General features: G+C 69.4%; 16 protein-coding genes. 5 read left to right on the top strand and 11 right to left on the bottom strand.

The window, feature by feature from the left end; translation table 11 throughout:
- Positions 1 to 21: 21 nt before the first annotated feature.
- The 7 genes from DMP15_RS00315 to DMP15_RS00285 all read right to left on the bottom strand — a co-directional run bounded on the left by DMP15_RS00315 (position 22) and on the right by DMP15_RS00285 (position 3,881).
- Positions 22 to 681, bottom strand: coding sequence for a hypothetical protein (locus DMP15_RS00315; RefSeq protein WP_304580128.1), 660 nt, complete (start codon positions 679 to 681; stop codon positions 22 to 24).
- Positions 678 to 893: a hypothetical protein gene (locus DMP15_RS00310; protein ID WP_073575867.1), complete on the bottom strand. Its 216-nt coding sequence runs from the start codon at positions 891 to 893 to the stop codon at positions 678 to 680. The genes DMP15_RS00315 and DMP15_RS00310 overlap by 4 nt, the downstream gene beginning before the upstream one ends.
- Complete coding sequence (locus DMP15_RS00305; protein ID WP_304580129.1) at positions 893 to 2,239, bottom strand: FtsK/SpoIIIE domain-containing protein; 1,347 nt, start codon at positions 2,237 to 2,239, stop codon at positions 893 to 895. Before DMP15_RS00305 ends, DMP15_RS00310 begins: the two co-directional genes overlap by 1 nt.
- Before the next feature lie 196 nt (positions 2,240 to 2,435).
- Positions 2,436 to 2,624 carry a hypothetical protein gene (locus DMP15_RS00300; protein ID WP_073575946.1) on the bottom strand — a complete coding sequence of 63 codons (189 nt, stop codon included), beginning with the start codon at positions 2,622 to 2,624 and terminating at the stop codon, positions 2,436 to 2,438.
- The gene (locus DMP15_RS00295; RefSeq protein WP_073575869.1) at positions 2,624 to 2,962 is read right to left on the bottom strand and encodes a hypothetical protein; all 339 of its coding nucleotides are present in this window, start codon (positions 2,960 to 2,962) and stop codon (positions 2,624 to 2,626) included. Before DMP15_RS00295 ends, DMP15_RS00300 begins: the two co-directional genes overlap by 1 nt.
- 5 nt (positions 2,963 to 2,967) lie before the next feature.
- The gene (locus DMP15_RS00290; protein ID WP_073575870.1) at positions 2,968 to 3,156 is read right to left on the bottom strand and encodes a hypothetical protein; all 189 of its coding nucleotides are present in this window, start codon (positions 3,154 to 3,156) and stop codon (positions 2,968 to 2,970) included.
- A gap of 323 nt (positions 3,157 to 3,479) precedes the next feature.
- Complete coding sequence (locus DMP15_RS00285; protein ID WP_337825326.1) at positions 3,480 to 3,881, bottom strand: hypothetical protein; 402 nt, start codon at positions 3,879 to 3,881, stop codon at positions 3,480 to 3,482.
- Positions 3,882 to 4,009: 128 nt separating this feature from the next.
- Here DMP15_RS00285 and DMP15_RS00280 point away from each other — a divergent pair, with 128 nt between their 5' ends.
- The 3 genes from DMP15_RS00280 (at position 4,010) to DMP15_RS00270 (ending at position 6,386) form a co-directional block, all read left to right on the top strand.
- A complete protein-coding gene (locus tag DMP15_RS00280) occupies positions 4,010 to 4,879 on the top strand; it encodes a winged helix-turn-helix domain-containing protein (protein WP_073575872.1) in 870 nt (289 codons plus the stop codon).
- Positions 4,876 to 5,568: an HAD family hydrolase gene (locus DMP15_RS00275; RefSeq protein WP_073575873.1), complete on the top strand. Its 693-nt coding sequence runs from the start codon at positions 4,876 to 4,878 to the stop codon at positions 5,566 to 5,568. Before DMP15_RS00280 ends, DMP15_RS00275 begins: the two co-directional genes overlap by 4 nt.
- Positions 5,569 to 5,885: 317 nt before the next feature.
- Positions 5,886 to 6,386 (top strand): phosphotransferase, encoded by a 501-nt coding sequence (locus DMP15_RS00270; RefSeq protein ID WP_337825325.1) that lies wholly within the window; start codon positions 5,886 to 5,888, stop codon positions 6,384 to 6,386.
- Between the two features lie 215 nt (positions 6,387 to 6,601).
- Here the strand turns inward: DMP15_RS00270 and DMP15_RS00265 are convergent, their stop codons facing one another.
- Positions 6,602 to 7,186 (bottom strand): TetR/AcrR family transcriptional regulator, encoded by a 585-nt coding sequence (locus tag DMP15_RS00265; RefSeq protein WP_217266898.1) that lies wholly within the window; start codon positions 7,184 to 7,186, stop codon positions 6,602 to 6,604.
- Between the two features lie 73 nt (positions 7,187 to 7,259).
- Between DMP15_RS00265 and DMP15_RS00260 the strand changes: the two genes are divergently transcribed.
- Positions 7,260 to 8,834 carry a hypothetical protein gene (locus DMP15_RS00260; RefSeq protein WP_337825324.1) on the top strand — a complete coding sequence of 525 codons (1,575 nt, stop codon included), beginning with the start codon at positions 7,260 to 7,262 and terminating at the stop codon, positions 8,832 to 8,834.
- Positions 8,835 to 9,187: 353 nt separating this feature from the next.
- The gene (locus DMP15_RS00255; protein WP_337825323.1) at positions 9,188 to 9,550 is read left to right on the top strand and encodes a DUF1330 domain-containing protein; all 363 of its coding nucleotides are present in this window, start codon (positions 9,188 to 9,190) and stop codon (positions 9,548 to 9,550) included.
- 339 nt (positions 9,551 to 9,889) lie between these two features.
- On the opposite strand, the gene DMP15_RS00250 is transcribed toward DMP15_RS00255, so the two are convergent.
- The 3 genes from DMP15_RS00250 to DMP15_RS00240 form a co-directional block, all read right to left on the bottom strand.
- Positions 9,890 to 10,933, bottom strand: a complete 1,044-nt coding sequence (locus DMP15_RS00250; protein ID WP_073575876.1) for a Gfo/Idh/MocA family oxidoreductase — start codon at positions 10,931 to 10,933, stop codon at positions 9,890 to 9,892.
- 1,489 nt (positions 10,934 to 12,422) lie between these two features.
- Complete coding sequence (locus tag DMP15_RS00245) at positions 12,423 to 13,685, bottom strand: dicarboxylate/amino acid:cation symporter (protein ID WP_337825322.1); 1,263 nt, start codon at positions 13,683 to 13,685, stop codon at positions 12,423 to 12,425.
- Between the two features lie 11 nt (positions 13,686 to 13,696).
- Positions 13,697 to 14,434 carry a GntR family transcriptional regulator gene (locus tag DMP15_RS00240; RefSeq protein WP_337825321.1) on the bottom strand — a complete coding sequence of 246 codons (738 nt, stop codon included), beginning with the start codon at positions 14,432 to 14,434 and terminating at the stop codon, positions 13,697 to 13,699.
- Between the last annotated feature and the right edge of the window lie 36 nt (positions 14,435 to 14,470).

Below are 14,470 nucleotides of genomic sequence, written 5' to 3'. Positions count from 1 at the left end.
GGGCCGGGCCGATTGCCGGGGTCAGCGGCGGTAGAGGCGGTGCTCGTGCTCGATCTCGACCGGGCCCGGTGTGAGGCCGTGGTAGCGGGCCAGGAGCCGGGCAGCAGCTCGGTAGGACGATGCGTGGCCGACGAGTGCGCCGTGGTCGTTCTCGACCCGGTAGCGGCCGCCGTCGCGCAGCACGGTCCCGCCCTGCCCGGTCGTGCCGAGGCAGACCAGGGCCTTCCCGGGCTCGACGACGTCGACGCCGATCACCCCGGTGGAGCACTGCGGCGTCTTCGCAGGCTCCGGCGTCGGTTCCGGGACGGGGCGCAGGTGGTCCCAGCGGGACACCATGTCCCGGGTGGCCTTGGGTACCAGGATCGAGCGGGCCGGTCCTTCGGAGCCTGCGTGGTGGACGTGGTGGGCGCCGCCGAGTCGGAGGTGTCCGGTGTCGAGGAGCTGGGCGACGGTGTCCCCGTCGTGCCGGGCGAGGGCGTCGGCGCAGCCGGGCCGGGCCCGGTCCGCCCTCAGCACGAGCCCGGCGCGCTCGATGACGAACAGCCCCGGGTCCTGGGCCAGGCCGACGACGCGGGCGACCTCACGCGGGTCCTGCGTCGCGGCCGGGCCGTGGTCGGTGGTCTCGACGGTGACCGGGTCCCCGAACAACGCACCCTGCACCGTGCTCGTCTCAGTGGTCATGCCGACCACCACCAGGTGGCGCGGGCTTCCCAGGACCACTCGCGTGCGAGCTGGCGGACCACGTACCACTCCGCCACGACCGCGCCAGCGGTGACGACCCAGAACCAACCCGACGCTGACCCCAGGTAGAGCCAGGTCCCGCCGACGATGAGCGCGAAGAGCAGGGTGAACTTGGCCCAGGTGCGCAGGACCCATGCGGTGGTGGTGCCCATCAGGCGGCCCCCCGCTCGGCGTCGTCGTTGTCGTGGAGGTCGATCACGTCCGCGTCCGGCGGCGGGGTGCAGCGCTGGACCAGTTCGGTGATGTCGTCGTCGGAGACGAACGCGGCCCGGAACCGGACCGGGAGGCGTGAGCCCTTGTCGATGACGAAGCCGATCCCGGCGTGGCGGGCGTCGCCGGGGATCTCATCGGCCAGCGCCCCACGCTCCCGGGCGCCCTCCCCGAGGACCATGTCGACGTGGGAGGCGGCGGTGACGCCGAGGCAGATGCGCTGGGTGAACAGCTCCCGCACGTCCACGACGTCCTTGGAGGGCTCCTGTAGGTAGCCGTGGACGGCGAACAGGGACGCCCGGCCCTGCGTCATCACCTCGGCGAGGAGGCGCAGGGCGTCGCGGACGGAGGTGCGGTCGCCGTAGGCGGTGAGCATGGCCATCTCGTCGATGACCAGCAGCTCCACCGGCGTGCCTGTGGAGGGGGTGCAGGCGCGGATGTTCTGGTCGCGCATGTCGTCCTGCCGGTCGCGCATCGCATCCCGGAACTCGTTCAGCAGCTCCAGCGCGGCGGGCATCGAGGTGGCGTAGCGGTGGAACAGCGGCGCCCCCTGCTCGGTCTCTACCCCACCCTTGAGGTCGACCATCCACACACGGACGATCCCGTCGCGGATGCACGGCCCCACCCCACGCAACGTGGACCACAGGACGGAGCCCTTGCCTGCTCCGGAGGCGCCGGCGACCAGACGGTGTCCGCCGATCACGGGAGCAGTGAACGGTTCGCCGCGCTCGTTGTCCCCAATCTCCACCGCACCCAAGTCCACGTCCTCGGTGGTCTCCGGGATGTCCGGGGCGGGGATCGTGCGGGTGAACGGCAGCTCCCACTCGATGACGATCGCGACGACGCCGGGTCGGTGGCGGGTGATCGCGACCCGGTGGGCGATCAGCGCCTCCCACAGCACCGAGGAGCGCTCCTGCCAGTAGGCGACGTCCTGCCCGCGGACCATGCGGACGTAGACGGTGTCGATCGACGCCGAGGACGAGCGGACCCGCAGCACACGGGGAACGAGCTGGTCCCCGGTTTGCCGGTGCTCTTTCGTCAGCCCGGTATCGGACATGAGCTGCGCCCACCGACGACCCCGGTAGACCGTCCAGCGCCGCCACGTGGCCCGCAGCGCCGGTGCGGCGAACCGGTCGAAGCTGGCCGGGTGCGACCGGCCCCAGACCGCCACCGAGGCGACCAGGACGCCGAGCCCGAGACCGGTGACGAGTGGCCCGAGCATGAGCACGAGGCCGAGGACGACGAGCGGGACGGCGACGAGCCCAGGATGCCGCGCCGTCCAGGCCAACGCCTGGAACTCCCGCCCCGGAGGCCGAGACGCACGCCCGACATGAGTGCGAGCCGGGCCGTTCATGCGTGTTGCAGAGCTACTACGCTTGGTCACTGCTACCAGTCCTCACGAGATTGTGTGTCGGGTAGCAGGGGCGCCCGCTGTGTGTTTCCGCCAAGAATCAGTGCAGCGGGCGACCCCACCACCCAGGTGGTCATTTCTGTTCGCGCAGAGCCCCACGCGCCGAATCGAGGTGCACGGTGAGGTGGGCGACGTCGCGGGCGAGGTTGTCGTGGGTGTTCTTGAACCCGCCGGTCCGATACGGAATCCCGTGCAGGCTCCGGCGGAGTTCGCGCATCGCGGCATCCAGGTCTTCGACGGTGCGATCGACAGCCTTCGACATCACTTCCTCCACTCGCGGGAGACCAACTCGGCCTCCCACTTCTTGGCCGCCGAGGCCATGACCCGCAGTGAGGCGTGCGCGGTCTTCGCCGAGGCCCGGATCTCATCCGGCGACGCGGTCGACCAGTGCTGCTCCTGAGCGCCGGCCTTCGCCGACACGCCCTTCCCCGACCGCTTGGTCTTCGAGTCGGTGGCCTTGGCCGCGATCCTGTCCGCTTCGGCGAGGGCGTCTCCGACCAGCTGCAATGCCCGCCAGAACTCCCCGTACTTGCGCAGCGCGCGCCGGTTGACCTTCGGCAGCGTCTTAACCCGATCCCGGGCCCCGAGGTTGATCGCCATGACGGTCAGACCCCCTTTCGGATCGCGAGCTGGGCCAGGCGCAGACCCTCCGCGACGCCGGCCCGCCACGCCTGCTCCGTCGCGACGACGGGGTGCTCGGTGCGAGCCCAGCGGCGCCGCTCAACCTCCAGCCGCCGCACGAGGCGGCCGACTCCGGTCGTCGCCCTGGGGCGGGTACTGGTGTTCGTGTTCATGCCGTCATCTCCATCTCCGCCAGCGCCGTCGGGCTGCTGGTCTCGCCGTCTCCGAAGCAGCCCGGGCAGGCCCCGGAACCACCACACGCCCCGCACTCGACGCCGCAGGTCGAGTCGCCGTAGCCGTCGCACACATCGCACGCCCGGCTACCGCTGCATTCGCCACACACCACCGCAGATCACCCCTGATCGAGGACATAGGTGTCCCCGTCTCGGAATTACTGGGAATTGCCGGAACACCATTCCGGCGCATGAATTGGGCCGCTACATCACGCGGCCTGCCCGCACATCACCGCGGGCGACACCGACGACTCAGAGGTCGGTCAGGAGTGGTTCTCGTCGTCCTTGCCCCGGCGCATCGGCGCGGGAGCGGGGTGGGCGTGCTTGAGGCCCATCGCCTTGAACGCGATCCCCGACACCGTCCGACCGTCCGCGGACTCGATCGAGTACGGGTTGATCTTCGGGTCGATGAGCTGGACCCGGGCGTCCTCCCCGAACCGCTCACCCGGGTCGGTCGTCAGGGTCACCTTGATCTCCTCACCCTTCGGCGCCCGCTGGCCCGCCTGGACCTGGAGCTTCGCGAACAGTGACACCACGAACTGCGTGACCCCGTCCCGGTCGGTCACTGGTACTTCCGCGCCGTTGGCGTCCTGGCGGGTCTTGGGTGCGGGCGGCTCCACCACCGTGAGCTTGTAGCCGTCGAGCACCACCGGAAGATCTCTCATTGCTCTCTCCTTCGTTCGCCTGACCAGCTTGGCTAGCCATCTGAGAATGACCGGCTTGGCTAGCCATGTCAAGCACGAATGAGAAAGATGGCTAGCCGGGCTAGTCAGCCGACCGATACCGTGGGGTCATGAGCACGCCAGCCGAGTTCCTCGCGCACCTGGACCCGGAGGATCCACGCACCCCGTCGCAGCAGATCTCCAACCAGATCCGCGCCGCGATCAAGCTCGGCAAGCTCAAGGCAGGGGAGAAGCTGCCGTCACAGCCCGACCTGGCCGAGCGCTACGGCGTCGCCCGCGAGACGGTCAAGGCCGCCCTGCGGCCTCTCTACGCCGAGCGGCTGCTCATCAGCCGCCAGGGGAGCGGGGTGTTCGTCCGCGCCCAGACCGAGCTACCGGTGGGGCTGCGCCCGCACATCGAGGCTGCGTTCGAGCGCCCGCACGTGCGTATCGACTTCGCCGGGTTCTCCGGCGAGACCCTGGCCAACACCTTGTCCGAGGTCCTGGACAAGGTGCGTGCCGGACGCCTGAGCCCGGAGTCCATCGCCGTGCGGATCATGCTGTCCGACCCCGGTGTACCCCTCGCGCTCCCGTGCCGAGCCGACACCGCCGCCGACGACCCCGCCGTCCGCAAGCGCGCCGACCGGATCACCCGCCGTGCCGTGGACAGCATCACCGACGGCGTCCAAGAACTGGCCGACCTCGGTCTGGTCAAGTCTGCGACCGCGGAGGTCCGGGCCCACAGCGCCTCACCGCTGTTCAAGCTCTACCTGATCAACGACGAGGAAGCGTTCTTCGGCTTCTACCCCGTCCTGGAGCACACCGTCACCATCGACAAGGCGCCCGTGCCGATCTTCGACCCGATGGGCAAGGACGCCACCCTGTTCCACTTCTCCACCGGCGACGACGCCGACACCAGCAACGGCCCCCAGTACGTCGCCCAGGCTCGCACTTGGTTCGACTCCGTGTGGACCACCATCACCCGGGAGTACCCGCAGTGACCCTCCCGACCGGCACCCGCACCCAGCTCGCCGAGCTGCTCCGCGGCGCCCGGGTCCTGCTCCTGGACTTCGACGGGCCCGTCGCGCACCTGTTCGCCGGCCACCCCGCACCCGAGGTCGCCGCCGCCGTACGCCAGTTCGCCACCGTGCGCGGCATCGACCTCAGCGAGGTCCGCACCGATGACCCGCTGGTTCTGCTGCGAGCCGCGTACCGGTATTCGCCCGAGTTCGGTCGTGATGTCGAGGCCCACGTCATCGAGCACGAGACTCGCGCCGCGACCGTCGCCGAACCGACCCCTGGAGCCCACGAGCTCATCCGCACCGCCGTCGCTACCGGCCACACCGTGCTGGTTGTCAGCAACAACTCGGAGCGAGCCATCCGCACCTATTTGGCCCGGCACGACCTCATCGAGCAGGTCGCGCAGATCATCGGCCGGCCTTTCGGGCATCCCGAGCAGATGAAGCCCGACCCACAACTCCTCCACGCGGCGCTGGACATCAGCCGAGCTGCACCGACCGAGGCGGTGTTCGTCGGAGACTCGATCACCGACGCCCTCGCCGGGGCAGCGGCGGGAGTGCCGTGCATCGGCTACGCCAAGCAGGCCGAGCGCGCGGAGAGCCTGGCCGATGCGGACGCCCTGATCGTCGTCGACGACATGCACACCCTCGTCACCGCACTGCGTCCGTGACACCGCTTCACCCCGACATCGCCCGCGCCGCACACGCGCGATGGCCCGACCGCGCACCCGTCTGGGCCGAGGCGCTCCCCGTCGAGTTGGCCGAGGTCTGCGCCGCACTGTCGGTCACACCGACCGGCGTGAGGTTCTCTGCCAGGTCAGCCCACGTGGTGGAGGCCACGACCAGCGCCGGTGCTCGGTTGATCCTGCGGTCGAGCCCCGACCCTGACGCCGTTCACCAGGCCGCAGTACTGGACCAGCTCGCGCGGGTGGGTCTGGCGCCTACGGTCCATCTCCTGCGGAACACGGCTACCAGCACGTGGACCGCGATGGACGCGGTCGAGCCCGGCACATCGCTCGCCGAACAGGAACCGCGACCGCGGGACCTCGCGAATGTAGCCACGATGCTGCGCACCCTCGCCGATGAACACGGTGCACCTCCTGTGCCGAGCATCGCGCCGTGGCTCCGGGCGCGACTTACCGATCCGCCGGCCGACGACCAGCCGCCACATCGCGGCCCTGAGCCTGCCGCAGTCCGCGAGGCCGCCATCGTGATTCTCGACGAGCTTGCCGCCGACATGCCGGCCGGACTGTGCCACGCCGACCTCTCATCGCCCAACGTCCTCCACGGCCGCGGTCGGCTGTGGTTCATCGACCCGCGCGGGATGAACGGCGACGCGGCCTATGACGTCGCTGTCCTCGCGCTCAAGCTCAGCGACGACCACCTCGACACCGCCCGAGCCCTGGCCCGCAGCATCGCCCTCTCCAGCGGCACGGACCCCGACCGAGCGGAAGCCTGGGTCACCGTCGCCGACGCTGCCACCGTCTAGCTACGGGCAGCAGGCTCGAACGTCGAGCATCAGGTGAGACCGGAACGTCAAGCATCAGCCGGGACACGACAAACGGCATCAGCGCTCGCCGTGTCTAGACCTTCCATTCGGTATCAAGGCGGCGCCTCCGGCGCCGCGCCGCTGAGTTGGGATCAGGGGCGTGCGGCCTCCGGCCGGTCCCCTGCTCCCGTCGCGGCAACGGGACCGGCGCGGCGTCATGCGGAGCGGCTCCCCAGTACGGGCAGGATCAGCTGGTCGACGACCTGAACGAGGTACTCCCGGTCCGGCTCGCGGCCGACGTCGATCCAGTGCTTGACGACCATCGCCTCACCGACGTTCTCGACCAGCGGGGTCACCGTGTCGGGGGCGACGGTGCCGAGCCGGACGTAATGGTCGAGCACGGTCGCGGTGAAGCGCCGGCCGGACGCGTCGAACAGCTCGTCCAGCCGCGCGGCCAGCTCCGGATGCGCCCGCCGCTCGGCGAGAATGGCCTGCACCGCACGGGCGGTCGGGTGCCGGGCCCACTCCACCAGCAGTTCCAGGGCCCGGATCAGGTCCCCCCGCAGGTCGCCGCCGACCGGTGACGGCACCTCCACCGGATAGGCGTCGCCGACCGCCGACAGCAACAGCTCGCCCGGATTCGCCCACCGCCGGTAGAGCGTGGTCCGCGCCGTCCCGGCCCGCCGCGCGACGCCGTCCATCGTCAACCGGCCGAGCCCGACGTCGTCGAGTTCCTCGAGCACGGCGGCGTGCAGGGCCTTCACCAGCGCCGCACCACGGCGGCGGGGACCGGCGACCACATCCACTCCCTTCGATCGCTACAGTCCTGTATCTTACATTCATCGCTACAGTCCTGTATCTCCCGGAGCCGACATGACGTACACCGACCGTCCGCCCGGGGCGAAGCCTCCCGCCGGCGAGGCGAGCCCGTCCGACGGGGCGCTGCGACGCGTCGGCGCCCTGGTCACCGCACTGTTCGGCGTGCCGTGGGCCCTGACCGGCGCCACCGCGCTCTCCGCGCCGCTCCCGGCCGTCGTCGCTTCGGTGGCGATCTCGGTCACGTGCACGATCATCGCCCTGCGCACGCGCCCGGCCGCACGGCGACGGCAGCTGCCGCACCGGTGGCGGGCCCGCTACCGGACGATCGGCGTCACGCAGGGCGTCGCGATCACGTTCGTCGTCGCGGTCGCCGTGGCCCTCTCCGCGCCCGGCCTGATCGCTCCCCTGGTGTGCCTGGTGGTCGGGTTGCACTTCCTGCCGATGGCGCGTGTCGTGGACCAGGCGGAGTACCGGTTGACCGGCGCCGCTCTCCTCGTGATCGGTCTCGCTGGGCTGGCAGTCCTCGCCGCGACCGGCCCTGAAGTCGCACGGGCGGTGACCGGGATCGGCGCTGCGCTCACCTTGTGGATCACATCCTGCATCGTGGCGTGCGAGGCCTATGGGCGGCGGGATGGCGCGCCCACCACGGCCCCGGTGAGCCCCTCCTTGGACGACGGTCCCTCTCGCGAGGGACCCGGATCGCTGCGGCGGGGGAGGACACACGTCTTCGCACCACAGAGGGTGGACGTCATGACTACGAGGACGACGACGGGATCCCGGCGTATCTGGATCGGATGGGCAGCGGCCGTAGGAACACTTCCCTATCTCGTGCTGAAGCTCATCTGGCTCGGGGGCGGCTCCGTCGGGATGGTGAGCCCGTCCGCCGTCGAGGGGGCGACGATGGTGGCGGGAAACGCGATCACTGTGATCGCGGACGTTCTCCTCGTCGTCGTGGTCGTCGCTCTGACACGTCCGTGGGGTCGCCGGCTCCCCGCTTGGATGCTGCTGCTCACCGGCTGGGCTGGGACCGGGCTGCTGGTCCCGATCGCGCTGACCATCCTGCCCACGGTAGTGATCACCGCCGTGGTGGGCGGATCAATAGGTGACGGGTCCATGGCTGATTGGGTCGGCCCGCTCGTCTATGGCAGCTTCGCCTGGCAGGGCGGAATGCTCGCCATCGCGTTCTTTCTGCACGCCCGCTCCCGGTGGCTCGGGGCGGTCAGGGTTCCCGGCCTTCTCGCGCAGGCGAGACCTCTCGCGGTTGGTGGCGCGGTCGTCACCATTGGCAGCGCTGTGGTGCACTCGATCGCCGGTGTGACGACACCGCTGCCGCACCTCCCGCTCGCCGCGCTCGGTCTGGTCGGGACCGTGGGCGTACTCGCCCTCGCAGGCGGTCGCCCGAGTCGCTCGGCCATTGTCGCGGGCTGGGTCGGTAGTTCCGCGGTGTGCTGCTCGGGTCTCTACGCCACTCTGCTTGCGGTGGGGGTCCCCGGTTATCCGGCCGATCCCGGGGTGGCGGGGATTGCTCAGCTCGGTGGCAGCGTCGGTGGCCTCCTGCTCGCCGTTGCCGGACTCGCCGCGCTCGCCCCTAGGGAGGGCAGCCTGCCTTTCGAGTGCCGGAGCGCGTAGTCGAGGTCCTCCGGCCCGGCGGCCGCGGGAAGAGCTAGATCTCAGCGCTGAGGGTGTGGCGTGTGCACCCTCTGCCATAGAGCTTGTTCGTGTATCCGAATTCAGTGAAAGACTGGAAAAGATGTAATGGACGGACTAGTGCACAAGTATTGCGGATGCGCGCACAGGGAACTAGCTCTCTACTGCAGCGAGACTGGTGGCGGTGAGTCACGCCGCTCTGTTGTCGAAAGAGTCGATGTGAAGTGCCACAACTTTCATTTTCAATCGCACTGGGGGTCTCCGTTGCGTTCGATGTCGTCATCAGAAGACCTGGTTGGAGCTTGGTCTGCAAATTTCTGGATGAGGCGCCTGGGATGAGCTCAAACCCGAGCGTTCGGTGTTACGCTGTAGGGCTGCTGAGCGATGTTGAGGTGAGCCCAGACCTGATCAGCTACATCGAACAGATCGAGAGCACATTTCAGCCATTTCAGGGAGAGTGGATGGTGCACGGATCTGAGCCTGCGGTACTGGAAGGCCAATTTGGAGCAAACATCGTCATCATCGGCTTCCCGTCATCCCGGTGCGCTCGAGCGTGGTATGAATCGGTGGCGTACCAGGAGCTTATCCGGCTCCGGGCGGAAAATTCTCGCTCAGTAATTCTTCTGGTGGAAGGTGTGCCGGCCGGCTACCGCGCGACCGAGACGGCCGCAAAGCTCAAGGCTATGCACCGAATGTGAACGGAGGCGGCCCCGGCCGGCGTATGAAGCGACGAACGCTGGGCTGGGATGCCGAGCCGAAGATCAAGCCAGCCTCACGCCTGAGGTCAGCCAGGGCGGCTCACATTGTCGTGGCCAGCCAGGAAGGAGGGCGCGCCGACCCATCGCAGCACGACGACGGTGTCGCGATGGGTCGGCGAGTGGGTGCGACCGGATCAGTGGTGCACCGGGTGGTCGGAGTCCCGGCCAGGGCGGGGTTCCGCCGGTAGGAGGGCTTCCAGTCAGACCTGGTACGAGCTGGTGAGGTCGTCGAGCGTCTCGTTCACTTGCTCGTCTGAAGTTGACTCCTGGCGCCGGATGCTAGATCTCAGGGACGGCGACTGGCCGGCCGCCATCGTTCAGCGACTGGCTGGCGACGACTCCGACCAGGGAGGCTGCGACGGCCGGACGGACTGGCACCAACGGCGGGGCACCTTCATCGAGGGTCGCGCGAAAGGCCAGTAGGACCCGTACAGTGCCCTCGGCTCCGGGATCGAGCTTCTGGCCCGCGACGACGAGGCCCTCCGGCGCGCGCACCTCCTCACGGACTGCGCCCGCCGGGTTCGCCCAGGGTTCGGTCCGGAGTCGGATCGTCCACGCGTCCTCGCCCTGCATCCGACGGGACTCGACGAGCCCGCGAGAACCGCGCACGGAGACCCAACTCCAGTGGCTGTCCGGTTCGCCCTGCAGGAACCCGTGGCGGGTGACGGCCACCGCGCCGGTGGACATCCGCACGACCATGACGACCGCGGTAGCTCGTTCCTCCGTACCGATGCCATGCGCTGCCACCGAAATCGGCTGGCCACCGGTTATGGCGATCACCGGACTGAGTGTGTGGGTACAGTACGCGGTCGGTGATATCCGGTTGCGCCAGTGAACGTCAGGACCGAGCAAATCCCGCAGCGCATCGGGGGACAGGCCGTGCAGGTACTCGCTCTCGATTAACTCGACGTCTCCGACTTCACCGGCCGAGACCGCATCGGTGATCATGCGTACATGCGGCAGGGCGACGTAATTCTCGGCGAACGAGTAGGTCGCGCGTGCGCTGTCCGCCGCCGCGACAAGCTGTCGCGCCTCGTCCACACTGGCACAGGCTGCAGTTTCGGAGAGCACATGAATGCCCGCATCGAGAAACGCGATCGCTCGACGGGCATGCATGTCGAAATCCTCGGAAAGGACCACTCCATCGAGCCCCATGGATAACAGATCGGTCCAGTCTCGAGTGAATCCCGTGCAGGGCAGCTCAGTATATCTGAGATCGCGGACGTCGCACCCCACTGCGACCTCGAACCCGAGCTGTTCTGCCCACCAGGCCAGGTATCGACCCTGCGCGCCGAGCCCGACTACACCGATTCTCCGACCCACCCTGGCTACTGTGGTCGTAGTCTGGACGCGATAGCAACTCGATTACCGGGCGGCCACGCGACACCGGCGATCGTAAGCCCTGGACGTACGGTTGTGGCAGGCAACGCCCCTCCCTTCAAATGTCTACAAGGCCCTCGCCGGGCGGGCAGGTCTCCGGGATGGTGGCACCGTGCCATCCCGCCGACCTCCCGGAGGGCGTACCGCACGGACACCCGTGGGCGGAGCCGGGCATGGTCGGGCGCGGTTGCGTCGAGGGCCGCCCACGGGCGCCCGCACGGTCGGTCTGGCGACAGGTCGACGGGATGGCACTCGGAAGGCGCGGGGGAGCAGGCTCGCCCCCGGGCTACCCCCGGGATTCAACGGCAAGAACCGACGACGGACCGTCGCCCGTGGAAGACTTGGCAGCGAGTCCGTGCAGCGCACGAGGGGTATCGGCGAACGTCGAGCATCGCCGGAAGTAGTGGATCTTGTCTCCGCGGGTTCGGGGTTCGATCCCCCGGGGGCCCACACAATCCGCAGGTGAGAGCGATGCGTCCGGCTCGCCTTCAAGATCAGAGTACGCTTTTGGGACAGTTTTCGTGTCCTCGGCGAACATGTCCTCCAGGACGTCGGCGGTCTGACGGTCGGTGAGCCCGCCGCCCGAGATGGCGGTCCTGGGTCATGCTGATCTTCGCGTGACCGAGCTGGTCGCTGATCTTTCGGACAGGGACGTGTGAGTCGTCAAGGCGCCGCCTGCGGCGGCGCAGGCCGGCCACGCCGGCCACGCCGCTTCGCTCACCACACCTCCCGCCCGTCCGCGGTGTCGGGGCAGGCTGTCCGGCCCTGCTCCGTGATGGACCCCTGAACGATCCCGGCGGCTCGGTCGTTGACGTGGCACATCTCGACGCGGTTGCTCATCCCCGAGGCGTCGCCTTGTTGAGTCCGTCGTCCGGGGCCTTGCCTCGGCGGCGACGTCGTGTCGACCCCGACAACGACGAGGCGCCGTACAGACGCCCTGGAGCCGGTCGGCCGTGTGGTCGAGGACGTCCGAGAGTGGATGGCGAACCCTCAGGGGCAGCGGGGAGCGCGCCCGCTCGGCGACTGCGATCAGGGCGTCGGGATCACCGCAGAGACGGACTGCGGAAGAGGGGCTTGACGCGAGCGGGAGCGATACCTACCTTCTCACTCGAACTTGGACGGCCTGAACGCCAGAGGGACGGCGAAGGATCGAGACGAGCGGGAGGGTGATCATTAGAGAAGCCTCCGGACATCTGGATCAGTAGAATCTGTCTCTGTGAATGCGGGGCCCAGCCGTCAGGCTGGGCCCCGCTTCACGTCATGGGACTTGATCGGGCCTGACCCTTCTGTGCTGCGCCTGAAGGACCGGACCACGCCTGCCCGCGTTGTCCCGGCCCGGGTGAGGTCGCTGCCGGGGGGTATCCGACTGCGGAGCAGGTCCGGCCCCTGACCGACATGACTGCCGAGGCTCGCGAACGCGTGGTTCCGGGGGTCAGCCTCCCGGGCCGCTCCCGACCGCTGTCTCCACCGGATCCTCGCCGCGCACACCGTCGTAGACGTCCCGGTCGATCTCCCCGTCGGGGTGCGCGACGAGCATCGCCACCAGGGTGTCGGCGTTGACGTTGAGGAACGTCCGCAGGATCCCGGTGAACCAGTCGACGGCGATGAGCAGCCCGGCGGCCGCCGGCGGCAGCCCGAGGGTGGTGGCGAGGAACAGGGCCACGACGGGGAACCCGCCCGGCACGGTGATGGTGCCCATGTTGAGCAGGATCGCGAGAACCATCCCGAACACGATCTGCCCGGCCGACAGCTCGACGCCGCCGGCCTGGGCGAGGAACAGCACGACGATCGTGTAGTTGAGGACGGCGCCGTAGGACCCCATGGTCAGCCCCACCGACAGCGTGAAGTTGGCGACCCGCGGGCTCACGCCGACCTTCTCGATCGTGGTGCGCAGGACGGTGGGGTAGGTGACGGCCGAGCTCGTCGTCGTGACCGCGACGGCGGTCTGCTCCGCGAGCGTGCGGGGCAGGCGCGCGGGGTTGAGCCGGGTGCGCGCGGCGACGATCGCCACGAACAGCACGGTGAGCACGACGACGCCCAGCAGGTTGGTTCCGAGGTAGGCCAGCGCCGACCCGACCACGGCGAAGCCGATCCGGCCGGACAAGTCGGCGAGCAGTGCGAAGACCCCGATCGGTGCGACGTACATGACCAGCCGGATGAGGGTGAGCAGGACCTGCTGCAGCTGCCCGACGACGTCGAGGACGAGTGTGTTGCCCGTCGCGTGGACGTGCCGGTTGAGGGCGACGCCGAACAGCAGCGAGAACAGGATGATCGGGACCATCGCCGCCTCGGCCATCGACTCGACGACGTTGGTGGTGAAGAAGCCCAGGACCGTGTCCTGCCAGCTCTCCGGGACCGCCGCGGGCGGCGGCGCGGCGTCCGGCGCGGCCGTCGCGACCATTCCGGCGCCCGGACGGAACAGCAGTCCGAGCACCACCGCGACCACCGCGGCCACGACCGACAGACCGATCATCCAGGCGAATGTCCGTAGTGCGAGCCGGCCGGTGCCGGACCCGGTCATCGACCCGCAGGCCGCGATCACCGAGGTCATGACCAGCGGCACGATCGCCATCTGGACGAGCCGGATGAAGGCGTCGCCGACGACCTTCAGGTTGCCGGCCCACTCGCCGACGACCAGACCGAACACGATCCCGGCGACCGCGGCGAGCGCGATCAGGACGGCGGGATGCTTCATCGCGGCGAGTCTCATGAGGTCCTCACGTCGAGGGTGGTCGGGCCGCGGCGGCGGTCCCGGGTGTCGGTGGCGAGCAGGGCGCGGCCGGCGCGTTCGGTGACGATCTCCAGCGAGGCGCCCATGTGCTGGTGCAGCAGGTGGCGCGCGGTGTCGAGCCGGCCGGCGAGGACCGCCTCGGCGACGGCGACGTGCTCGGACACGGCCGCCTCGACGCGGCCGGGGAGCACGTAGTCGTTCATCCGCACCCGCCGGATCCGGCGGTGCACGTCGGCCAGCACCGCGACGAGCTCGGGGTTGCCCGACGCCGCGAGCAGCGTGCTGTGGAACCGTTCGTCCTCCAGCACGAAGCCCGGGCCGGCCGCGGGCGGCTCCTCGATCATCCGGTGCCAGCGGGCCAGCTCCGCCCGGAGCGCTCCGGCGTCGTGCACGGTGCCCGGGTTCTCCCGGCACCGGTCGATCCCGCGCAGCTCGACCGCGATGCGGACCTCCCAGAGGTCACGCACCCCCGCCAGGTCGGGGACGACGACCGAGTAGCCGTAGTCCTCCTCGCGCTGCAGGAGGCCGTCGGCGACGAGCCGGCCGAGGGCCTCGCGGACCGGGGTGCGGGAGATGCCGAACCGCGCGGCGAGCTTCGGTTCGGTGAGGCGGGTGCCGGCGCCGATGTCGCCGTTGACGACGTCGTCCCGCAGCACGGCGTAGACGCGTTCGCGCAGCGGCGGTGTCCCCGCCTCGTCGACGGCACTCGACATCGACAAGCCTCCTCATCTGCTGTGTCCAGGGCTGGA

The organism is Pseudonocardia sp. UM4_GMWB1, from assembly GCF_017312155.1.
GTDB classification, from domain to species: domain Bacteria; phylum Actinomycetota; class Actinomycetes; order Mycobacteriales; family Pseudonocardiaceae; genus Pseudonocardia; species Pseudonocardia alni.
The sequence above is the reverse complement of the archived record's forward strand: the minus strand, read 5'-3'. Positions and strand labels throughout refer to the sequence as shown.